Raw genomic sequence first — 22,466 nt, 5'->3', positions numbered from 1 at the left:
GAGTATTTTTGGCGAAATGAAGGGGCTAGGGCCGTGCCCTGAGCGCGGCGCCGTCGCGGATCACCGTCAGCGATTGGTCAGGGGCGACCTCAAGCGGGGTGGATTGCGCGCCATCGGGCCAGATCACCCGAATGGAGATGTCTTGCGCATCGCCCAACCCGAAATGCTGGAACCCTGCCGCACCACCTGCATGACCGCCGCCTACGGTGATCTCGCGCAACTGCGGCGGGGCCGAACCGGCCGTGACCTCGATCCAGGCGCCGATGGCGTCGCGGTTGGGGCCGGGCTGTTCCGGCGCCAGTGCCAGCCAATGGCCGGTGTCAGCGGTGACATTCTGCCAGACTTCCAGCGGCGCGCGCCGGTTGACCACCGCGATGTCGAGCCGCCCGTCGCCGTTCAGATCGACCAGCGCGCCGCCGCGCCCGCGATGCAGGCTGGCGATACCGGCGCTGTCACCGGCTTCGGCAAAGGTACCGTCGGGTTGCTGGATCAGCAGGTTGTTGGGATCCTCCATCGCCGCATCGGGCATCTGTTCGACATTGCCCTTGGTGATGAAGACATCGTCCAGCCCGTCATTCTGCACATCGCCGATGCCGATATGCCAGCCGGTCGAGGGCCGCCCGTCGCCGCCGGTATAGGGCCGGTGGGCGGTGGTGCCGATTGCATATGGCACATCGGCAAATTCCGCCCCGTTCCCGGTCATCCGCTGTAACCTTTGGTCGCCCATCGAGGAGAGGAAGACCTCTTGGTTCCCGTCTCGGTCCAGATCGCGCTGGGCGATGCCCATGCCCCAGAGTTTGTGGCTGACCCAGCCGTCCTTTGGGCCGAGCAGGCGGGGCGTGGATCCCATCGCCCACATCTGCTCCTCGCCGTCCGAGACATAGTAGTGCCGGTCGTTGCTGATCCGCAGGTCGGTCCGGCCCTGCCGCGCCCAGTCGCTGAACAGCATCGAGAGCGGGCAATACCCTGGCGTGAGTTCGATGGGCGCGCCATAGCGGTCGCCCTCGGGGCGGTAGAGCAGGTTGGTGTCGCAGGTGCCGAAGGGGCCGTTCGGGTTGCTGCGGTCGACATAATTGCCAAAGGCCAGCGTCGGCAGGCTCTGCCCCGCCTCCCATGTGGCGGAAAAGGCGGTGGTCCAGCGGTCGCCGCTGGTGAAACCCAGCCCCTCGAACGGGGCAAAGCTGCAATCGGCGCCCCCGCGCAACAGCCGGTTCGGCCCGACCCGCAGGATCGCCAGATCGATGTAACCGTCATTGTCGATATCCAGAGGATAGGCGCCGATCATGCCCGGTTCGGTCAGGGCCTCGGGCGTGTCCGCCTCGAACCGCAGCGCGCCCGCATCCGAGCGGTTGCGCAACAGCGTGGCGGCGTTTTCGCCGCCCGCCGCCAGCAGCTCGGGCAAGCCATCGCCGTCGCAGTCGAACACCGCCAGCCCGCCGCCGACAAAATGCTCCCACCCGCCGGCATAGACATGCTCGGGCACCTGCACCGGTGCGAATGTCGGCCCGGCCATGGCGGGCGCGGCCGACAGAGCCAGCACAAACAGCTCAGGCCGCATTCTCGCCCAGCCTTTCCAGCGCCAGTTCCGACACCTTGTCGAGCGCATAGGCCGCCGCCCCGCGCGCCCACATCAGATCGCCCCATTTATGCACCACCACCTCGGGCGGGGCCTTGTCCACCTGCACGATCGACTTGCGCATCGCCTCGATCACCGCGTCGGAATAGAGATGGTCGAACTGCATCTGCTCGCCCGCGAGGATGATCAGCTCGGGGTCGAAGATATTGACCAGATTGGCCAGCCCCATGGCGAATATCTGGCCCGCCCGCTCGACGATGCTGCGCGCGGTGGCATCGCCCGCCCGCGCCGCATCCAGCAGGGTTTCGACGCGTTTGGCCGGATCGGCAGTGGCATCCTGCCCGCTGACCAGCGTCGCCTCGCGCAACAGCGCGTAATCGGCGACATAGGCCTCCAGACAGCCGCGCTGACCGCAACGGCAGAGCGCGCCGTTCAACTGCACCTTGGTATGGCCGAACTCGGCGCCACAGCCGCGCGTACCGCGATAAAGCGCGCCGCCGATCACCATGCCCAGACCCACGCCGCTTTCGATGGTCACGACCAGAAAATCGCTGTGCTCCCGGCCCAGGCCAAAGGCGTGTTCGGCCACCGCCACCAGGTTGGCGTCATTGTCGATGAAACAGGGCACGCCCAATGTGCGGGTCAAGAGCGCACCGAACTCGACATTGCGCGCCGACAGCGATGGCGACCAGTGCACGAACCCGTCATTGGCCTCGACGATCCCCGCAATGCCGATGCCGACGCCTGAAACCTCGTCCGCACGGCGCCCGGCGACGGTTGCCAGATGGGTGACCGCATCCCGGATTGCCTTGGCCAGCACCTCGGGGGCGTTGACGGGGGCGGGCAGGTCACATTCCTCGGCAGCAAGCTGTTCGCCCTCGAAATCCAGCAGAACCAGCGACAGTTTGTGATGCGAGATCTTCACCCCCGCCACCAGATGCGCCGCCCCGCGAATCTTGAGGTCCACCCGCGGCCGACCACGCCGGGAATCCGGTTCTCCCTCGTCGCGCGCGACCTCCTCGACCAGCCCGTCCATCAGGAACTCGGCGGTGATCGTGGTGACGGTGGCGCGGCTGATCCCGGTCAGGTCCGCCAGTTCGATCCGGGGAACACGGCCCGCCCTGCGGATCTCGCGCAGCAGGGTGCGACGCCCGTATTCCCGTTGCATAACAGCCATTTGCGCGACGCCTCCCTGATCCTGTCCTGCCCAATCTCCGGATCGTACCCATCCCGGCAAACAAGGCCAAGCCGGAACCGGAGAAAGCGGGCAAGACCAGCCTATCTTATTTAATTTGACTTTCAAATTAAAATGACACACGATCCCTGCACCGGCCCCGCCCGAGGCAAGGAATGGCGTGCGGCTGCAAATGTTTTTGGGAGGACAGAATGAAACTCTATGCAACCGCATCCGCGGTGATGATCAGCGCCATGCTGGGAACCGCGGCCTGGGCGGCCGATGTCGTCGTGGGCGTCAGCTGGTCGAACTTCCAGGAAGAGCGCTGGAAAACCGACGAGGCCGCGATCAAGGCCGAGCTCGAGGCCAAGGGCGCCAAGTATATCTCGGCGGATGCGCAAAGCTCGTCGGCCAAGCAGCTGTCGGACGTGGAAAGCCTGATCGCGCAGGGAGCCACCGCGCTGATCATTCTGGCGCAGGACGCGCAGGCCATCGGCCCCGCCGTGCAGGCCGCAGCCGACGAAGGCATCCCGGTCGTGGGCTATGACCGCCTGATCGAGGACAGCCGCGCCTTCTACCTGACCTTCGACAACGTCGAAGTAGGCCGGATGCAGGCCCGCGCCGTTCTCGAAGCCGCCCCCACCGGACGCTATGTCATGATCAAGGGCTCGCCCACCGACCCGAACGCGGATTTCCTGCGTGGTGGCCAGCAGGAAGTGCTGCAAGCCGCCATCGACAAGGGTGACATCACCATCGTGGGCGAGGCCTATACCGACGGCTGGCTGCCCGCCAACGCGCAGCGCAACATGGAACAGATCCTGACCGCCACCGACAACGGTGTCGACGCGGTTGTCGCCTCGAACGACGGCACCGCAGGCGGCGCCGTGGCGGCGCTGACCGCGCAGGGCATGGAAGGCATCCCGGTCTCGGGTCAGGACGGTGATCATGCCGCGCTGAACCGTGTGGCCAAGGGCACCCAGACCGTGTCGGTCTGGAAGGACGCCCGCGATCTGGGCCGTGCGGCTGCGCGCATTGCCGTGTCGCTGGCCGAAGGCACCCAAATGAACGCCATCGGCGGCGCCGATGACTGGACCTCGCCGGGCGGCACCAAGATGAACGCCATGTTCCTGGAACCGATGCCGATCACCAAGGACAACCTGTCGGTTGTTGTCGACGCTGGCTGGATCACCCAGGAAACCCTGTGCCAGGGCGTGACCAACGGTCCCGCACCCTGCAACTGATCCTTTCCCAACACGACCGGTCTCACCCTTCATCGGGGTGAGACCCCCAAAATCGCAGGACATCCCATGACTCATTCCGAGGCGGAGCTGTCCCCGGCACATCCCAAGAAATCCTTTGTTCAGACGCTGGAACTTGATCTGCGCCTTCTCGGCATGATCGGTGCCTTCGCGATCCTGTGCATCGGCTTCGACCTTGTGACCGGCGGCCGGTTCCTGACACCGCGCAACATCTTCAACCTGACGATCCAGACCGTTTCGGTCGCGATCATGGCCACCGGCATGGTGTTCGTCATCGTCACCCGCCATATCGACCTCAGCGTTGGCGCGCTGCTGGCCACCTGCTCGGCGGTGATGGCGATGACCCAGACCGAGATCCTGCCCAACATGCTGGGCCTGGGGCTGGGCCATCCGCTGATCCCTTGGGTGACCATCCTCGTCGGCCTTCTGATCGGTACGCTGATCGGCGCCTTTCACGGCTGGCTGGTGGGCTATCTGACCATTCCCGCCTTTATCGTGACGCTGGGCGGTCTGCTGGTCTGGCGCAATGTCGGCTGGTATATGACCAGCGGCAAGACCATCGGCCCGCTGGACCCGACCTTTGAAAAGTTCGGCGGCATCAACGGCACGCTGGGCGCGGGCTGGTCCTGGATCGTGGGTCTGCTGGCGCTCGCTGCTGCCCTCTATGGCCTTTGGATGAGCCGCCGCAACAAGATCCGCCACGGCTTCCCGGTCAAACCGCTCTGGGCCGAAGGTGCACTGGCAGCTTTGATCTCGGGTGCGATCCTTGGTTTTGTGGCGATCCTGAACGCCTATGAGGTGCCAACCGCGCGGTTGAAGCGTGACTTCGAGGCGCAGGGCCTGACCTTGCCCGAGGGCTATACCGAGGCCTATGGCATCCCGATTTCGGTGCTGCTCCTGATCTTCATCGCGGTGGGCATGACCATGCTCGCACGTCGCACCCGGCTTGGCCGTTACATCTTCGCCACCGGCGGCAACCCCGACGCGGCGGAACTCAGCGGCATCAACACCCGTCTGCTGACGGTCAAGATCTTTGCCCTGATGGGCGCGCTCTGCGCCATCTCGGCGGTGGTGGCCTCGGCCCGGCTGACCAACCACTCCAACGATATCGGCACGCTGGACGAACTGCGCGTGATCGCGGCAGCCGTCATCGGCGGCACCGCGCTGGCGGGCGGCTTCGGCACCATCCACGGGGCGATCCTGGGCGCGCTGATCATGCAGTCGCTGCAATCGGGCATGGCCATGGTCGGCGTCGATGCGCCGTTGCAGAACATCGTCGTGGGCACGGTTCTGGTGCTGGCGGTGTTGATCGACATTCTCTATCGCAAACGGACGGGGGTGACGTGATGGAACAGTGTACAAAACGGTCAATAGGTGCGTCATGACAGGTACAAAACAGTCAAAACGCGGTACACCTCTGGTCGAGATGCGCGACATCTGCATCTCCTTCGGCGGCGTGCATGCGGTCGATCACGTCAGCGTCGACCTTTATCCGGGCGAGGTCGTGGGTCTCCTGGGCCATAACGGCGCCGGCAAATCGACCCTGATCAAGATCCTCTCGGGCGCCTACCAGATGGACTCGGGCGAGATCCGCATCAACGGCGAAAAGGCCGATATCCACAATCCCCGTGATGCACGGCGCTACAACATTGAGACGATATATCAGACACTTGCGCTGGCGGATAACCTCGATGCAAGCTCGAACCTGTTCCTGGGACGCGAGCTGGTCACAGCCTTTGGGCTGGTCGATGACGACGCGATGGAGGCCGAGACGCGCAAGATCATGGCGCGGCTCAACCCCAACTTCAAGAAGTTCAACGTGCCGGTCTCGGCCCTGTCCGGCGGCCAGCGCCAGTCGGTCGCCATCGCCCGCGCGGTCTACTTCGACGCCCGCATCCTGATCATGGACGAACCCACCGCCGCCCTCGGACCCCATGAAACACAGATGGTCGCCGAGCTGATCGAGCAGCTAAAGGCCCAGGGAATAGGGATTTTTCTGATCAGCCACGACATTCACGACGTGATGAAACTGTGCGATCGGGCCAGCGTGATGAAGAACGGCCAACTGGTCGGAACGGTGGACGTGGACAAGGTCACCGACGACGATCTCTTGGGCATGATCATCCTGGGCAAGCACCCGGGCGCGCAGGCGGAGGCGTGACGATGCCGGTTCTGGTCGCGGATGTCGGCGGGACCAACACCCGCGTGGCGCTGGCCAGCGCCGGGCGTCTGTCCCAGCTTGCCCGCTTCGGCAACGACGCCTATGCGTCGTTTGCCGAGGTGCTGTCGACCTATGCGCGGGGCCACAACCTGCCGGCCTTGCGCGGCATCTGCGTGGCTGTGGCGGGCCCGGTCACGGCGGGTCGCGCCGAATTGACCAATAGAAACTGGCACTTCGACGAATCCGGGTTGGCAACGCCGCTGCCGGAACAGGCGGAAATTCCCGCCCGGCTGATCAACGATCTGGTGGCGCTGGGCCATGCCCTGCCGGGGCTTGTGCCGTCGCAACTCGACGTGATCCGCGCTGGTGCGGCGCAGCCTTCGAACGATCAGGCGCTGGTGGCGGGGCTGGGCACCGGCTTCAACGCCTGCCTGCTCAAGGGCGGGGCGGTGGTCGAGGCGGAACTGGGCCATGCCAGCCTGCCGCTGGCCATCGCCGAAGAACTGCGTGCGCAACTGGGCGACGCGGCTTCTGGGTTTCGTACAAATGAATGCCTGTTCTCGGGCCGGGGTCTTTCCCGGCTTCACAACATACTGACAAATAAGAATAAACGTGGGCAGGACATATTGGCGGATTTCGCCACCGGCGCTGATCCACAGGCGGCGGCTACGGTGACTTTGACCGCTCGCCTGCTGGGACTTTTTGCCCGGGAATTGGTGTTCCAGTATCTGCCGTTCCGCGGCATCCATTTCGCGGGTGGTGCCGCGCGCGGCATCCTCGGTTCGGCGGCCCGGGCAGAGTTCCTGTCAACATTCGAGGCCGGGGGACGGTTCGCCGACCATCTGGACCGCGTGCCGGTGCGGCTGATCGCCGACGATGCCGCAGCGCTCAGCGGCGCGGCCCGGCTGATGGAGGACAGTGCATGACCGAACCCTTGTTCCGATGGGGCATCCTCTCGACGGCCAAGATCGCGCGCGAGCACGTGATGCCCGCCATCGCGCGGTCGGAAACCGGCGTGATCCACGCCATCGCCAGCCGGGACGCGGGCCGGGCACAGGCGCAGGCGGCGCGGTTTTCGGCTGCGCGCTGGTATGACGGATACGATGCGCTGCTGTCCGATCCGGATGTGGACGGGGTCTATATCCCGCTGCCCACCGCCCAGCACGTCGAATGGGCGATCCGCGCGGTCGAGGCAGGCAAACATGTACTCTGCGAGAAGCCCATCGCGCTGAAGGCTGACCAGATCGACCGCGTCATCGCGGCGCGCGATGCCACGGGCCGTGTCGTGTCCGAGGCGTTCATGGTCTGGTATCACCCGCAATGGCACAAGGTGCGCGACCTGATCGCCAGCGGCGCCATCGGGGCGCTGCGGCAGGTCACCGGCGGGTTTTCCTATCACAACACCGACCCGGACAACATGCGCAACCGGCCCGAACTGGGCGGCGGCGCGCTGCCCGATATCGGGGTCTATCCAGTGGTGACGACTCTCTTGGCAACCGGGGCCGAGATGCGCCGGGCCGAGGCGCGGATCGCGTATTCAGAGGAATTCGGCACCGATGTCTTTGCCCGTGCCACCGTGGGCTTTGACGGCTTCGACCTGAATTTCCACGTGGCCACCCAGATGGGCGCGCATCAGTCGATGCGCTTTTTCGGCGAAACCGGCTGGATCGACGTGCTGACCCCGTTCAACGCCGGGCTCTACGGGTTTGACGAGGTGGTGCTGCATGATCAGAAGGCGCTGTCGCGGCAGGTGTTCCGGTTTCCCGGCGTGAACCAGTACGAGGCGCAGGTGGATACCTTTGTGCGCGCCACCCGGGGCGGGGGCGAGGTGTTCCCGCTGGAAATGTCGTGCCGCGTGCAAGAGGTGATCGACGCGATCTATGACGCGGGCGGACGGCAAGGGTAGGGGGCTCTGCCCCCTCGGCCCTGGCGGGCCCCACCCCCGGAGTACTTCAGACCAGAAAGAAGCGCATCAGCGCCCGATGGCATAGGCCTGCATCAGACGCGGCGTGGCTGCGGCGCGCAACAGCCCGTCTGAATTACGGCTGGCGGCGGTGAGCCGCCCGATGGACCAGGGTTCGGAGACCTCGACCGCGTGACCGCGCTGTCGCAACTCCGCGATGACGGCCTCGCCAAAGGCGGGTTCGATCATCAGGTGACCGGGCCGCGCCGGGCGGGGATAGAAAGACTCTTGGAAATGACCGGTATGGAACAGCGGCGCATCCACCGCCTGTTGCAGGTTCAGGCCGCCATGGATCAGCCGCAGCAGGTAGATGAGTTGCCATTGGTCCTGCTGGTCGCCGCCCGGCGTACCAAAGGCCAGCTCGGTGCCGTCCGGTCCGCGCGCCATCGACGGTGACAGGGTGGTGCGCGGCCTGCGTCCCGGCGCCAGCGAGGTGGGCAGCCCCTCTTCCAGCCAGAACATCTGGGCGCGCGTGTTCAGCGGCATGCCCAGCCCCGGTATCACCGGCGAGCTTTGCAGCCAGCCGCCCGAGGGGGTGGCCGAGACCATGTTGCCCCAGCGGTCGATCACGTCGATATGCACCGTATCGCCCCGGCGTTGCGACAGATGCGCCATCGTCGGCTCGCCTGCGCCGGTGCCGCCGCCCGAAACATAGTCTTCGCTCGCATGGCGCAGCGCGGCGGCAGTCCAGCTCTCATGGCCCGGCAGCTGGCCTGGTCGCTGTTCGACCGAGGCAATCTCGCTGATCAGCGCGCGCCGCGTTTCGGCATATTTCTCCGACAAAAGCGCGTTCATCGGGATGTCGGTGTGGTCGGGGTCGCCGTAATAGGCCTCGCGGTCGGCAAAGGCCAGCTTCATGACCTCGGACACCAGATGCACGAACCGGGCGCCGTTCAGGTCGAGCGCATCCAGATCGAACCCGTCGAGGATTTGCAGCGATTGCAGCAGGGCGGGACCCTGGGTCCAGGGCCCACCTTTCCACACGGTCCAGCCTTTGTAGCGGGTCGAGATCGGGGCCTCGTAGCTGGCCTGCCAACCGGCCATATCCTCGCCGCTCAGCACGCCCTTGCGACGTCCACCGGCGGCATCCATCACGCAAGCGTCGCGCAGATAGCGGTCGATCGCCTCGGCCACGAAGCCGCGATAGAAGGCCTCGCGCGCCGCCTCGATCTGCGCCTCGCGACCCTTTTTCGCTTCGGCCTCGGTCAGCAGACGGGTCCAGGTGTCGGCCAGCGCAGGGTTTTTCATCAGCGCGCCGGGCTGCGGCGCGGATCCGCCCGGCAGCCATGTGTCATAAGAGGTTGGCCATTCGTCGCGAAAGAACTCGGCCAGCCCCGAGATCGTGGCCGACACCCGCGCCAGCGCGGGGTGGCCCGACCGGGCGTAGTGGATCGCCGGTTCCAGGATATCGCGCAAGGGCAGGCTACCATGATCGCGCAGCGTGATCATCCAGGCGTCAAAGGCGCCGGGGATCACGGTGGCCAGCAGTCCCGACCCCGGGATGCGGGTCAGGCCCTCGTCCCGGTAATGACTGATCGTGGCGCGGGCCGGTGCGGTGCCCTGACCGCAGACCAGGGTCGGCACCGTGTCGCAGGACGGCTTGATCAGCATCGGCATGTCGCCCAGGGGGCCGTTCAGGTGCGGTTCGACCACATGCAGCACAAATCCCATCGCCGCCGCCGCGTCGAAGGCGTTGCCGCCCTTCTCCAGCAGGCTCATCCCAACCGCAGAGGCAATCCAGTGGGTCGAGGTGGCCACGCCGAATGTACCGGCGATCTCGGGTCGGGTGGTGAAGTGCATCGGTTCAGTAATCCCGTTCGAAGAAGATCCCGACCGATGTATCGCCTGCATTATCCACCGTGCCTTTGAGAGACAGGTTGTCGGTGACGTCAAGGTTGAGGCTGACCTCGGTATCGCCGGCGGTGTTGACGGTGAAATCCGTGTAGAGGTTTTCGCCCAGATAGGCGCCTGCGCCGAGCTGCGCCTTGCCGTCGGTGTCGGTGCCGATTTCTATCGTATCCGCCCCTGTCGCGTTGCGCGCGCCCTTGGTGGCATCCCCCCCGGCCCCTGACAATGCAGCCAGAGAGGCCGCCATCTGTGCGATGACGATGGGGGAAAGCTCCGAGAACTGGTTGCCGAACAGCAGCATGGCCAGCGCTTCCTCGGACGGCCGGTCGGGGTCTGCGGTTACCTTGATCTCGGGCGCGTCCAGCGGGCCGATGATCTGGAGCGAGGCCTGCCCCTCCGAGGTGGTGGTGGTCGAGGCGAACTCGACAAACGGGGTAAGATCGCCTTGCAGGGTGATGATTCCCTTGGTCAGTTTCAGCCGCCTGCTCAGGATATTGAAATCGCCCCGGATCAGACCGATCTGGCCAGATGGCACCACGGCGGCGGAGGTGCCGCCGATGTGAATGCGACCGCCCATTTCAGCGTTCAACCCGCGTCCGCGCGCATAGATACGACCGGGCGCGTCGATGGCGATGTCCAGCGACATTGTCGAACTGCCACCATTGCCATTGCCCGTATCGACCAGCTTGGCGCGTTGGCGGGTGGCAAGGACCGCGCCGGGTTCGGCACTATGCGCGATATCGGGGATCGGCGCCGCCCCTGCGGCGCCCCCGGCGGTGTTGAGGTTGATATTGGTCTCTCCGACGTTGATCTGCCCCGACAGCGAGCTGTTTCCGGTCAAGGGGCCGGCCAGGGTGATCTGGCCGCCAAGCCGGCTGTCGTAAGACAGGTTGTCGGTCATCACCAGATCATTGAGCGCCACCGTGATCCGCCCGTCAAAGGGCGGCAGCAGCGACACCGGACCCGACACGGTGAACCCGCCGCCCGCGCGAACACCGCCGTTGATGGCGATCTGCGCGGCCTGATCGGCGATGCGCACGGTTCCGCCGATGCCGGTGATGGTCTGGCCTGCACCGGGTATCGCCAGGGTCGTCCCCGAGGTGGTGATCGTCCCGCTCAGCGCGCCCAGGCCCGGGGTGCCTTTCATCGCCATGTCGAACTGCGCGGTACCGTCGATCTTGTTGGGGGACAGGGACTTGTTGGCGATACCCAGGCTCAGTTGGCCCTTGGTGGTCATGTCGACCTGACCGCTTGCCTCGTCGAAGGTTCCGCCGACATCGGCGGACAGCCCGGCGGGACCCCGCGCGTTGCCGTTGATCGTCCAGACCCCTGCCGAGCGGTCGGCCGTGCCCTGCGCCGTCAGGCTCCCGGGCATATCCGCCACGAACCGCTCCAGCTGGGCCAGTTCCGCATTGAAATTCAGGTCCGCCGCCCCGTCGCGGTCAATCGTGCCGTCCAGCCTGGCAAAGGAACTGTCAGGCCCGTTCAGCGAAACATCGGTACGTATACCCGTCGGCGTGGGCGACACCGTGCCCGCCAGTTTCAGCGGCCCTGAGACCGCGGCGGTCACGCGCGCCAGATCGTCGAGCGCCGCCTTGAACCGCAATTCGCTGTCTGCCGACCGGAAGGAGCCTTTGGCCTCGGCGCTGAGCGCGCTGCCATCCAGCGTGAAGTCGCGGATATCCAGGCCCGCAGCATCGCGCAGCCCGTCGAAATGCAGCCGGGTGCGCCCGGCGATCAGTGCGTCAAGCTGGTCAATTCCCGCCCGCAGGTCCGTGGCGTCCAGATCGAGCCGCATGTCAAAGGTCTGGTCGGCCACCTGTGCCTGGCCATCCAGCTCGGCCGTCACCGATCCGCCCAGCTCGCGGCCCGCAAGGCCAGAGAAGACCGACAGGCGCGGGGCGGAGAGCCTGGCCTGGCCATCCACGGCCATATCGCCGGTCAGGCCGGTTATCAGCGCCGTGACATCGGCGGTGGCGGCACGGCTGTCCAGCGTCACCTTGCGCAGGTCGAGGGCGTCGCCCTCGCGGCTGGCATCCAGATGCAGGGTGACCGGGCCGGTGATCAGCGGGTCGATATCGGCCAGACCGGTCGACAAGCCGCGCCCGTCGACATCCAGCACGAGGTCGAAATCTTCACCCGTCTGCGTCGCCTTGCCGGTCACCTCGGCCACCACGGTTCCCGTCAGGTCGTAACCCGCAAGGGCCGAGAAAGGCGCCAGGTCCGGGGCCTCGACCCGGGCCCGGCCATCCAAGGTCAGCACGCCGCCGGGCTGGGTCACCATCGCTGCCGCCTCGGCGCGGACGGCAGGCGCGTTCAGCCTGAGATCACGCAGGGTCAGGCCAGTCATGTTGCGCACCGCGTCCAGGTGAATGGTGCTCTGTCCCGCCAGCAGCGGGTCAATCTCGGCCATGCCGCTGACCAGATCCCGGCCAACCGCATCCAGCACGAAATCGAAAGAGCCCGACAGCGGCGCGCCCTTGCCTGTGAGCTCGGCATCGACCGAGCCGCCCAGCGACTGCCCGGCGAGGTCGGAGAACCGGCTCAGGTCGCTGGCCGACAGGGTGACCTTGCCATCCATGGCAAAGCCCGATGTTAGCCCGTCGATCATCGCGTCCGCGGTGGCGGTGAAATCCGCGCCGTTCAGCTCGACTGCACTCAGCGTCAGCGATTGGTCCGGCGGCAGATCGAACTGGCCGTCCAGCGTTATGTTCGCACCGATGGCGCGATTCAGCGCCGGGTCGGCAAAGGCCAGACCGGTCAGCGCCGATTGCAGAGCGCCGGTGACATGGGCGCCTGTGGGGCCGGTGGTCAAGGTGCCCTCGGCGGCGATGCGCGCGCGGCCCAGCCGCAGGTCGGGCGTGTCCACCTCCTCTGCGGTCAGGTTCAGCACCCAGCCGTCGCCGTTTGACTTGTCATAGAGGCCCGATATCTGGGCCGCTTGCAGCGTGATGCGCGGCTCCGCCACCGGCAGCACCACCCGGTCGCCATCGGGCGGCGTCACCTGTCCCTCCAGGGCGGCATGCAGCAACTGGCCCCCCGCCGCCATGGACATTTCGCCTTCCAGCCGCAGCGCCTGAGAAGAGAGGGTGAAGTCATCCAGATCCAGCCCGCCATCGGAATGGCTGACGCCAGTCACCAGAAGTCTTGTCTCGGTGCCAAAGAACGGGTCGTATTCGGCCTCCAGGAACGGCGTCAGATCGCCGCCCAGATCGGCGGTAAAGGCGATGCCGGGTTGTGCTGTCCCGGTCGTGGCCAGGGCCGATTGCAACCGAACCTGACCCGAGACGCGCTCTGCGCCCTCGCTGGCCAGCGCGATATCGGCGGTAAAATCGGTCACCGGCCCTTCGCCCGCTGCGGTCAGTTGCAGTGCGGGGGCATCAGGTATGCCAAGGGTCGTGGAGATCAGCCCGCCCGCATCCTCGGTCACCTGCAGGTCGAGCGTGATCTGGCTGGTCTCGTTGGCGAAACCCGCGATCAGGCCCACCTTGTCCCCGGGTCGGTCCAGCCGCGTGATATCCAGCGCGCTGTCCAGCGTGCCGTCGGCCAGCGTGAGTCGCCCCAGAACCGAAAGCTCGGCCGCCTTGCCCGCCAGCGGCGCGCCAAGCGCCAGCTTGTCCACCCGGATCTCGCCCAGTTCGATCGCCACCGGCAGTTCCGGCAGCTGGAACGGTGTCGCGGCGGCATCGGGCAGCTCTTCCTGTTCGGGGCCGGGCAGGGGGGCGCGGTCGATGAGGATTTCCGCCGCCGTCAGTTCGTTGACCGAGAACCGTCCCCGGATCAGCGCCAGCCGGTTCCAATCCAATGCCGCATCGCGGATCGTCAGCCAGACGCCGTCGTCATCGGCAACAGTGATCTCTTCGATAGTGGCCTTGGCGCTCAGCGCGCCGCTGAGGCCGCGCACCTTGATGTTGCGCCCGTCACCCGACAGCGTGTCCTCGAGGAAATCGACCAAAAGGCCCCCGCTTTCCTCCAGGCTCTGCGCGATGGCGGTGCCCGAGGTGGTCAACATCAGGGTCACGGCAAGGGGATAGGTGAGCTGTTTCATCAGAATGCCTGCCCGATACCGATGTAGAATTGCAGACCGTCTCCGGTCGAGCCGCTGGTCGGATAAGCAAGGTCGAACCGCAGCGGCCCGAACCCGCCCAGATCATATCGCACCCCCAGACCGGCACCGGCGTGGCTGTCAGAGCCGGAACCGATAAAGGCCGAGTCTCCGACCGTTCCGAAGTCATAGAACCCGACCAGCGAGATGTTCTGGGTGATCTTGCCCCGTACCTCGGTCGACAGGCCCAGGAAAGACCGCCCGCCTGCCGTGTTTGCGCCAACGGGAATGCCCAGGCTTTCATAGGGTTGACCGCGCACCGTGCCCGCGCCACCGGAAAAGAACAGCAGTTCCGGCGAGACCTCGGACAGCGACGGGCCAACAACCGAGCCGAGCTGCATCCGCCCGGCCAGAACCAGTCGGCCTTCGGTGCCGATGTCCCAATAGATGCGTCCATCGGCGAGGAACTGCGCCCCGGACTTGGTGTCGGACAGCCCGACAAAGGGCGCAAGTTGCGCGTTGAGGTAGAAGCCTCGGGTCGCGTTGACCTTGTTGTCGCGCTTGTCCCATTCGAAATTGGTGCGCAGCCCGAAATAGCGGAACTTGCGGCCCGAACCAAAGGCATCGGACGCATCGCCGTAGTTGAAGCCGACGGCGGCCTCGGCATAGAGCTCGTCCGAGAAGGTGCGCCGCGCGCCCACGCCCAGAACCGCGCGGGTTATGTTGTAATGCGTCCGGTTCCGGCGTTCCGCCTCGCCGAGGTAAAAGATACTGTCATCCGGACCCAGCCGGTCGGGTTTTTCCAGACGAAAACCGATGCGGCCGTCGATATCCTCGGTGCCACCGATATTGCGCACCGTCGCCTCCAGCCGCAGCCGGTCCGCCCGGCCCGTCAGGTTGCGATGGATCCAGACTGCGGACAGGTCGAGCCCTTCGCGCGAGGAAAGCTCGGCGCCAAACCGGATCCGGCGTTTCGGCAGATCTTCGAAAGTGGCATCGAAATCGAGCGTGCCGTCGGCATTTGGGGTTTCGCGTTCGGTGATCGAAACCAGGTCAAAGGTTCCCGTCCGGCGCAGGCGGGTGCCGACCTTTTGCACATGGGCCGGCGAATAGATCTCGCCGGTCGGGAAACCGGCAATGCGGCGGATCGCATCGGTCTTGACGGCGGTATTGCCCTGCACGTGCATCTGGCCAAATCGCAGCTGCGGCCCAGGCAGCAGGCGGATGTCGGCATCCAGTTCGGCGTCGGCATGGCGTGCGCGGATCCGCTGATCGCCGACCTTCGCCTTGGGATACCCCGCGTCGCGCCAGTCCGAGATACTGGTGCGCACCGTAGATTGCAGCACCTTGGTCGATGCGGGTTTGCCCGTCGCGAACTCGGGCGGCACCATGGTGCCGGGCGCGGTCGGGTCAATCCGCGCCGTCCCGAACCGGAAGGGTGGACCGGTTTCGACGCGGATCTCGATCCGGTCGATGCGGGCCGGTGTCTGGATCGGGTCGATACTGGCGGCCTCGCGCCCGTCGAGCCGGATGTTCACAACCGGGCTGAAATAGCCTTCGTCATAGAGGATCTGGATCAGCGTCCGGTAGTCGGCCAGCGCCGAGGACAGAAGCTCAAGCGGCGAATCGAGACCCCGCGCGGGTGCCGACAAGGCGGCGGAACTCTGCTCCAGCCGCTTGGTCAACTCCTCGGGCGCGCCTGGCGCGATCAACGTCGCCTCAAGTGCTGCTGCCAGGCCGGGGGACAACAGCAATACCACGGTCGCGGCTCCGCGCGACAGGGCACCCATAGCGCCTTTGAACGTCATTTTTCCGGCTCCAGACAGCTCCGCCTCGACAGTACGGGTCCTCCCCCCAAGGATGACTCGTCAGACATGTTCGGGATAACACAGTCCCGTGAGCAATAGGAACGCATAAAGCGGCCGCCGCCCCCATGGATGGTAGGATCGAGGGCAAAAACGGCAATATGCCGCTGTCATTTAGTGGCGGCGCGGTACCAGGCAATAATGGTGGCCCGGTCCTCGGGCTCCATGAAGGTCACGTTCGCAGGCGGCATCGCATGGGTCACGCCCGACTGGAGATAGATCGACCGGGCATTGCGGGCGATATCGGCCTCGGTTTCCAGCAATACGCCCTTGGGCGCCCAGAGGATGCCCTCCCAGACCGGCTCGCGGGCATGGCACATGGAGCAGCGTCCCAGCACGATGTCATGCGCCTCGGCAAAGCCGGGAGCGGCGACCACGCGCTGCTCGGTCGGGGTCATCGGCTGTGCCTCGGCCTCTTCCAGCGGCTGGTGCATCGGGGCGGTGGACAGCCACATGATGGCGAGGAACAGGAGCGCGGTGACCAGCCAGGTCCAGGTCGGGTTGCCGGTACGGGCATGCAGCGAATTGAAATAGTGCCGGATCGTCACCCCCATCAGAAACACCAGCGCCGCGATGATCCAGTTGTACTGGGTGGCAAAGGCCAGCGGGTAGTGGTTCGACAGCATCAGGAACACGACCGGCAGCGTCAGATAGTTGTTATGGGTCGAGCGCAGCTTGGCGATCTTGCCATATTTGGGATCGGGCGCGCGCCCGGCCATCAGGTCGGCCACCACGATCTTCTGGTTGGGAATGATGATGAAGAAGACGTTGGCGCTCATGATCGTAGCGGTAAAGGCACCCAGATGCAGCATCATCGCCCGCCCGGTGAACACCTGGTTCAGGGCCCAGCCCATCACCACCAGGAGGACAAAGAGCAGCACCATCAACAGCGTCGGGCGCTCGGCCAGGCCGGATTTGCACAGCCGGTCATAGACCAGCCACCCGATCGACAGCGTCGCTGCCGAGATCGCGATGCCCTGCCACAGCGCCAGCTCCGCCTTGGACTGGTCGATCAGATAGAGCTCGCCCCCCGCCCAATAGACGATCATCAGCAGGGCAAAACCGCTGAGCCAGGTCGAATAGCTCTCCCATTTGAACCAGGTCAGATGCTCGGGCATGCGTTCCGGCGCCACCAGAAACTTGCGGATGTGGTAGAACCCGCCGCCATGCACCTGCCATTCCTCGCCATGGGCGCCGGGCGGCAGATCGGGCGCCTTGCGCAGCCCGAGGTCGAGCGCGATGAAATAAAACGACGATCCGATCCAGGCCACGGCGGTGATCACATGCAGCCAGCGCACACCAAAGCCCAGCCATTCCCAGAACACGGCAAGATCATACATGGGGCAATCTCCGAACTGTTTGCACCAGACTATGCAAGAGCGATTTTTTCCGGTATTCCAGCATATTGCCAAGCTGTATCAAAAAATCCGGAACAATGTCCTATCTCGACAATATCCGAACCTTCGTGCGGGTCTACGATCTGGGCAGCATGTCGGCCGCCGGGCGCGACTTGCGGATCTCGCCGGCAGTGACCTCGGCCCGGATTTCGCAGCTCGAAGAACACCTGAACGTGCGCCTGTTCCAGCGCACCACCCGCAACCTGACGCCCACGGAGCAGGGCCGGGCCTTCTATCCCGGGGCGGTGGCGGTGCTCGACGCGGTGGACGAGGCCGAGGCGCAGGTCATGCACCTGACCGAAGCGCCGCGCGGCGCGATCTATGTGGCTGCGCCTCTGGTGCTTGGGCGGCGGCTGCTGGCCCCGAACGTGCCGGAGTTTCTGGAGCAGTATCCCCAGATCGACATCCGTCTGCGCCTGACCGACCGCACCGTCGACCTGACCACCGAGGGGCTGGATCTGGCCTTCTTTCTCGGCCTGCCCGAGGACAGCAACCTGCGCATCCGCAAGATCGCCGACTGTCGGCGGGTGCTCTGCGCGGCCCCGGATTATATCGCGCGCCGTGGACTGCCCGAGCACGGGCAGGCGCTGATCGATCAGCGTCACGAGTGCCTCAATCTGCGGTTTCCCGGCGCGACCGAGTTTCAGTGGATGCTACAGACGCCAGACGGGCCAAGGCGCTTTGCCGTCTCGGGGCGTTATGAATGCGACGATGGCGATGTGCTGACCGACTGGGCACTGTCCGGGCAAGGGATTGCGCTGAAACCCGTCTATGAGGTGGCGGATCATCTCAAGGGGGGCCGTCTGGTGCCGGTGGCGCAGCAGACACCGCCGGTGCCGGTGCAGATGGCCTGCCTCTATACGCACCGGCGGCATCAGGATCCCAAGACCCGCCTGCTGATGGAATTCATGACCGAACGGATCGGCCGCGCGGTCAAATCCGCCGAAGCGCGCGCCAGCTGAGCGGGGCATGCGCTCCCGCCTCCGGATCGCGCCATGCCGGGCGATCCCCGGAGTTGGGTCCGGCGCCGGACCTGCGGTCCGGCGCGGCCGGCCCACGCGGCAAGGTCGCCCCCAAGTGTGACCGCGCCGCGCCCATGGGCGCGGCGCCCGGCCCAACGGGAGGAGGGCATCTTTGATGCCCGATCGACGGGCGGGAGAGCTCCGGCGGCCTAGCTGCCGCGATAGGTCGAATAGCCGAAGGGCGACAAGAGCAGCGGCACATGGTAATGCGCCGCGCCATCGGTGATCCCGAACCGGATCGGCACCTCGTCCAGAAACAGCGGTTCATCGCCGGATTGGCCGGTTATCCGCAGATAGTCCCCCGCGGCGAAGACCAGTTCGTAAACCCCGGGTACGAATTCACCCTTGGGCAGGATCGGGCTGTCGGTCCGCCCATCGTCATTGGTGTGCATTTCGGCCAGTTGCTGCCGCGCACCCCCATCCAGCCGGTAAAGCGTTATGGTCAGCCCCTCGGCAGGGCAGCCGCGCGCGGTGTCCAGAACATGTGTGGTCAGATATCCGTTCATCCCGGTCTCCTGTCTTTTCCCTAGATTTCATGCAGATTGTCCAAGTTGCAAACCCCGATCCGGCAACACAGTTTCTGCTCCTTTTTGAAGATCGCGCGCAGGGGGCCAGTACCGCGCTCTTTGTCATTTCCGAAAGCTGCGTCAAATTGCATTTGATAAACGGTCGAGATTTTCTGAGCTATTGAGGAAATCGGATATCCGTAAAACGCAGGACCTTGCCCATGACCGCCCCCCGATACCCCCGCGACATGATCGGCTATGGCGCCACGCCGCCGAATGCAAACTGGCCGGGCGGTGCAAAGCTCGCGGTGCAGATCGTGTTGAATTACGAAGAGGGGGGCGAGAACAACATCCTGCATGGCGATGCGGCGTCCGAGGCGTTCCTGTCCGAGATCGTCGGCGCCGCGCAATGGCCCGGCCAGCGCCATTGGAACATGGAGACGATTTATGAATACGGTGCGCGGGCCGGGTTCTGGCGTCTGCACCGGCTGATGCGGGACCTGCCCGTTACCGTCTATGGCGTGGCTACCGCGCTGGCCCGCTCGCCCGATCAGGTCGCGGCGATGAAATCGGCCGGTTGGGAGATTGCCAGCCACGGGCTGAAATGGGTCGAACACAAGGATATGCCCGAGGCGGAGGAGCGCGCCCAGATCGCCGAGGCGATCCGCCTGCATACCGAGGTGACGGGCAGCCGTCCGCGTGGCTGGTACACCGGACGATGCTCGATGAACACCGTGCGCCTCGCGTCCGAGGCCGGGATGGATTACATCGCCGACACCTATGACGACGATCTGCCCTATTGGAAACGGCTGGGTGGGCGCGACCAGCTGATCGTGCCCTATACGCTCGATTGCAACGACATGCGCTTTGCCACGCCGCAGGGGTTCAACTCGGGCGATCAGTTCTATGCCTATCTCAAGGACAGCTTCGACGCGCTCTACGCCGAAGGGGCCGCGGGCGCGCCCAAGATGCTCTCCATCGGCCTGCATTGCCGCCTGATCGGCCGTCCGGGCCGGGTGATGGCGCTGAAACGCTTCCTCGACTATGCGCGCGGGCACGCGGACGTCTGGTTCGCCACCCGCCTGCAAATTGCCGAGCATTGGGCGCAGGAGCATCCGCCCGTGGCGCGCACCCGCCCCTCCGAGATGCCCAAGGCCGATTTCGTGGCGGCCTATGGCGGCATTTTCGAACATTCCCCCTGGATCGCCGAGCGCGCCCATGGGCTGGAGCTTGGCCCCGCCCATGACACGGCGGGCGGGCTGCACAACGCGCTCTGCCGCATGTTCCGCTCGGCCAGCGCCGAGGAAAGGCTGGGCGTGCTGACCGCCCACCCGGACCTGGCGGGCAAGCTGGCGCAGGCCAAACGGCTGACGGCGGAAAGCACCTCGGAACAGGCCTCGGCCGGGCTCGATGCGCTGACCGACGAGGAGCGCGCGACCTTTACCCGGCTCAATACCGAATATGTGGCGCGCTTCGGCTTTCCCTTCATCATCGCGGTGCGCGACCATGACAAGGCCTCGATCCTTGCCGCCTTTCAGCGTCGCATCGGCAATGACCGCGAGACTGAATTTGCCGAGGCCTGCCGTCAGGTCGAGCGCATCGCCGAGTTCCGCCTGAGGGACGTGCTGCCCTCATGAGCCGCCGCATCAAGACAGAACCGCTCACGGTCGCCGCCTTCGCGCCCTTTGGCGATTTGCTGTCGGTCTCAGGCGCTCCGGACAAGATCATCAATCAGGGCCAGTGCGGGCGCTATCACGACCGGGCGCTGCTTGATTTCAACGACGGGCGCGCGGGTATCAGCCTGTTCGACGCCAATCCGCGCGCGCTGCCCTATACGCTCGACATGGTCGAGCGGCACCCCGATGGCAGCCAGGCCTTCATCCCGATGAGCCATCAGCCCTTTCTGGTGATCGTGGCCCCCGACGAGGACGACCGCCCCGGCACGCCACGCGCCTTTGTCACCGAAGCAGGGCAGGCGGTGAACTATCATCGCGGCACCTGGCACGGGGTGCTGACGCCACTGGCTGCGCCGGGCCTCTTTGCGGTGGTCGACCGTATCGGCCCCGGCGCCAATCTGGAAGAATTCTGGTTCGACGACCCATGGGAGGTGGTCGCCGGATAATCGAAGCCGCCCGCGTAAAAAGAGGCGGCAAGACCCCCATGATCCACACAGGGAGGACAGTGATATCATGGCCGACACTTCGATAGGGACTGCGGATCAGCTCCGCGATCCGAATTACACCCCGCCGCTGGCAAAGGCGGTGCCGCTGGGTATCCAGCATGTGCTGGCGATGTTCGTCTCGAACGTCACGCCCGCGATCATCGTGGCGGGGGCGGCGGGATTCGGTTTCGGCTCGAACTCGCCCGATTTTCCGCAACTGCTCTACCTGATCCAGATGTCGATGCTGTTCGCGGGTGTCGCGACGCTGTTGCAGACGGTGACCATCGGGCGGGTCGGCGCGGGCCTGCCGATCGTGCAGGGGACCAGCTTTGCCTTTCTGCCGATCATGATCCCGCTGGTCGCGGGTAAGGGGGTGGATGCGCTGGCGGCGCTGTTCGGCGGTGCGATCATCGGCGGCCTGTTTCATTTCTGCCTCGGCTTCTTCATCGGGCGCATCCGCTTTGCGCTGCCGCCGCTGGTGACCGGTCTGGTGGTGACGATGATCGGTCTGGCGCTGGTCAAGGTCGGTATCCAGTATGCCGCTGGCGGCGTGCCCGCCATCGGCACGCCGGAATACGGCTCGCTCCTGAACTGGTCGGCAGCGCTGGTGGTGATCCTGGTGACGCTGGGGCTGAAATTCTTTGCCCGTGGCATGCCGTCGGTCTCGGCGGTGCTGCTGGGGCTGATCATGGGCTATGCCTATGCGCTGATGGTGGGCATGGTGACCTTCGAGGCGATTGGCACCAGCTGGAACCGCGCGGCCGGGTTCGCCCTGCCGGTGCCGTTCAAATACGGGTTCGAGTTCTCGCTCGCCGCGGTGATCGGGTTTTCGATGATGGCGGTGGTTTCGGCCATCGAGACGGTGGGCGATGTCTCGGGCATCACCAAGGGCGGCGCGGGGCGCGAGGCAACCGACAAGGAGATTGCGGGCGCCACCTATGCCGACGGTCTGGGCACCGCGGTTGCGGGCCTCTTCGGCGCCTTCCCCAACACCTCGTTCAGCCAGAATGTGGGCCTGATCGCCATGACCGGGGTGATGAGCCGCCATGTGGTCACCATCGGGGCGCTGTTTCTGATCCTGTGCGGGCTGGTGCCCAAGGTGGGGGCGATCATCCGCACGGTGCCCATCGAGGTGCTGGGCGGCGGTGTCATCGTGATGTTCGGAATGGTGGTTGCCGCCGGTGTCTCGATGCTGTCGGATGTGCAGTGGAACCGGCGCAACATGGTGATTTTCGCCATCGCGTTGTCGGTCGGGCTGGGGTTGCAGCTGGAGCCCGGCGCGGTGCAGCACCTGCCCGATACGGCGCGCATCCTGATGACCAGTGGCTTGTTGCCCGCCGCCGTGATTGCCATCGTGCTGAACCTGATCCTGCCGCAGGAGTTGGGGGAAGAGGCGACCGAGGAAGTCTCGGGCGGCATGGCCGGTCACGGGCGTCGGTAAGCCTGTCACCGGGCGGGCCGCTCCCGCCCGGTTCCGCCGCATCACAGA

Annotated in this window: 16 protein-coding genes; 9 read left to right on the top strand and 7 right to left on the bottom strand. The window is 65.5% G+C overall.

From position 1 onward, the window contains the following. Nucleotides 1-25: 25 nt before the first annotated feature. The gene (locus tag OE747_RS08370; RefSeq protein ID WP_263828147.1) at nt 26-1,558 is read right to left on the bottom strand and encodes a CRTAC1 family protein; all 1,533 of its coding nucleotides are present in this window, start codon (nt 1,556-1,558) and stop codon (nt 26-28) included. Beyond that, the gene (locus OE747_RS08365; protein ID WP_263828146.1) at nt 1,548-2,753 is read right to left on the bottom strand and encodes an ROK family transcriptional regulator; all 1,206 of its coding nucleotides are present in this window, start codon (nt 2,751-2,753) and stop codon (nt 1,548-1,550) included. The genes OE747_RS08370 and OE747_RS08365 overlap by 11 nt, the downstream gene beginning before the upstream one ends. 209 nt (nt 2,754-2,962) lie before the next feature. Between OE747_RS08365 and xylF the strand changes: the two genes are divergently transcribed. From xylF to OE747_RS08340, 5 genes are all read left to right on the top strand, one after another. Further along, nucleotides 2,963-3,991: a D-xylose ABC transporter substrate-binding protein gene (gene xylF / locus OE747_RS08360; RefSeq protein WP_263828145.1), complete on the top strand. Its 1,029-nt coding sequence runs from the start codon at nt 2,963-2,965 to the stop codon at nt 3,989-3,991. 66 nt (nt 3,992-4,057) lie between these two features. Next, entirely contained in the window at nt 4,058-5,356 is a 1,299-nt protein-coding gene (locus OE747_RS08355) for a sugar ABC transporter permease (protein ID WP_263828144.1), read from the top strand. Between the two features lie 34 nt (nt 5,357-5,390). Next, nucleotides 5,391-6,170: an ATP-binding cassette domain-containing protein gene (locus OE747_RS08350; RefSeq protein WP_263828143.1), complete on the top strand. Its 780-nt coding sequence runs from the start codon at nt 5,391-5,393 to the stop codon at nt 6,168-6,170. 2 nt (nt 6,171-6,172) lie between these two features. Beyond that, entirely contained in the window at nt 6,173-7,096 is a 924-nt protein-coding gene (locus OE747_RS08345) for a glucokinase (RefSeq protein ID WP_263828142.1), read from the top strand. Next, nucleotides 7,093-8,076, top strand: coding sequence for a Gfo/Idh/MocA family protein (locus OE747_RS08340; RefSeq protein ID WP_263828141.1), 984 nt, complete (start codon nt 7,093-7,095; stop codon nt 8,074-8,076). The genes OE747_RS08345 and OE747_RS08340 overlap by 4 nt, the downstream gene beginning before the upstream one ends. 66 nt (nt 8,077-8,142) lie before the next feature. Here OE747_RS08340 and OE747_RS08335 read toward each other — a convergent pair whose 3' ends face one another. From OE747_RS08335 to OE747_RS08320, 4 genes are all read right to left on the bottom strand, one after another. After that, entirely contained in the window at nt 8,143-9,933 is a 1,791-nt protein-coding gene (locus tag OE747_RS08335) for a gamma-glutamyltransferase family protein (RefSeq protein ID WP_263828140.1), read from the bottom strand. Nucleotides 9,934-9,937: 4 nt separating this feature from the next. Then, complete coding sequence (locus OE747_RS08330; protein ID WP_263828139.1) at nt 9,938-14,029, bottom strand: translocation/assembly module TamB domain-containing protein; 4,092 nt, start codon at nt 14,027-14,029, stop codon at nt 9,938-9,940. Then, nucleotides 14,029-15,834, bottom strand: coding sequence for an autotransporter assembly complex protein TamA (locus tag OE747_RS08325; RefSeq protein ID WP_263828138.1), 1,806 nt, complete (start codon nt 15,832-15,834; stop codon nt 14,029-14,031). The genes OE747_RS08330 and OE747_RS08325 overlap by 1 nt, the downstream gene beginning before the upstream one ends. Before the next feature lie 167 nt (nt 15,835-16,001). Beyond that, nucleotides 16,002-17,231 (bottom strand): urate hydroxylase PuuD, encoded by a 1,230-nt coding sequence (locus OE747_RS08320; RefSeq protein ID WP_263828137.1) that lies wholly within the window; start codon nt 17,229-17,231, stop codon nt 16,002-16,004. A 95-nt stretch (nt 17,232-17,326) separates the two neighbouring features. On the opposite strand from OE747_RS08320, the gene OE747_RS08315 reads away from it, so the two are divergent. Beyond that, entirely contained in the window at nt 17,327-18,250 is a 924-nt protein-coding gene (locus OE747_RS08315; RefSeq protein ID WP_263828136.1) for a LysR family transcriptional regulator, read from the top strand. A gap of 209 nt (nt 18,251-18,459) precedes the next feature. On the opposite strand, the gene uraH is transcribed toward OE747_RS08315, so the two are convergent. Beyond that, nucleotides 18,460-18,816: a hydroxyisourate hydrolase gene (uraH, locus tag OE747_RS08310; RefSeq protein WP_263828135.1), complete on the bottom strand. Its 357-nt coding sequence runs from the start codon at nt 18,814-18,816 to the stop codon at nt 18,460-18,462. Nucleotides 18,817-19,037: 221 nt separating this feature from the next. Between uraH and puuE the strand changes: the two genes are divergently transcribed. From puuE to OE747_RS08295, 3 genes are all read left to right on the top strand, one after another. Next, entirely contained in the window at nt 19,038-20,453 is a 1,416-nt protein-coding gene (gene puuE / locus OE747_RS08305) for an allantoinase PuuE (RefSeq protein WP_263828134.1), read from the top strand. After that, nucleotides 20,450-20,938, top strand: a complete 489-nt coding sequence (locus tag OE747_RS08300; protein ID WP_263828133.1) for an ureidoglycolate lyase — start codon at nt 20,450-20,452, stop codon at nt 20,936-20,938. Before puuE ends, OE747_RS08300 begins: the two co-directional genes overlap by 4 nt. Nucleotides 20,939-21,005: 67 nt before the next feature. Next, on the top strand, nt 21,006-22,418 hold the full coding sequence (locus OE747_RS08295; protein WP_263828132.1) for a nucleobase:cation symporter-2 family protein: 1,413 nt from the start codon (nt 21,006-21,008) through the stop codon (nt 22,416-22,418). The last annotated feature ends 48 nt before the right edge of the window (nt 22,419-22,466 follow it).

Origin of the sequence: Ruegeria aquimaris, assembly GCF_025751555.1 — a bacterium.
GTDB lineage: Bacteria > Pseudomonadota > Alphaproteobacteria > Rhodobacterales > Rhodobacteraceae > Ruegeria_B > Ruegeria_B aquimaris.
This window is presented reverse-complemented; position numbering and strand designations above follow the sequence as displayed.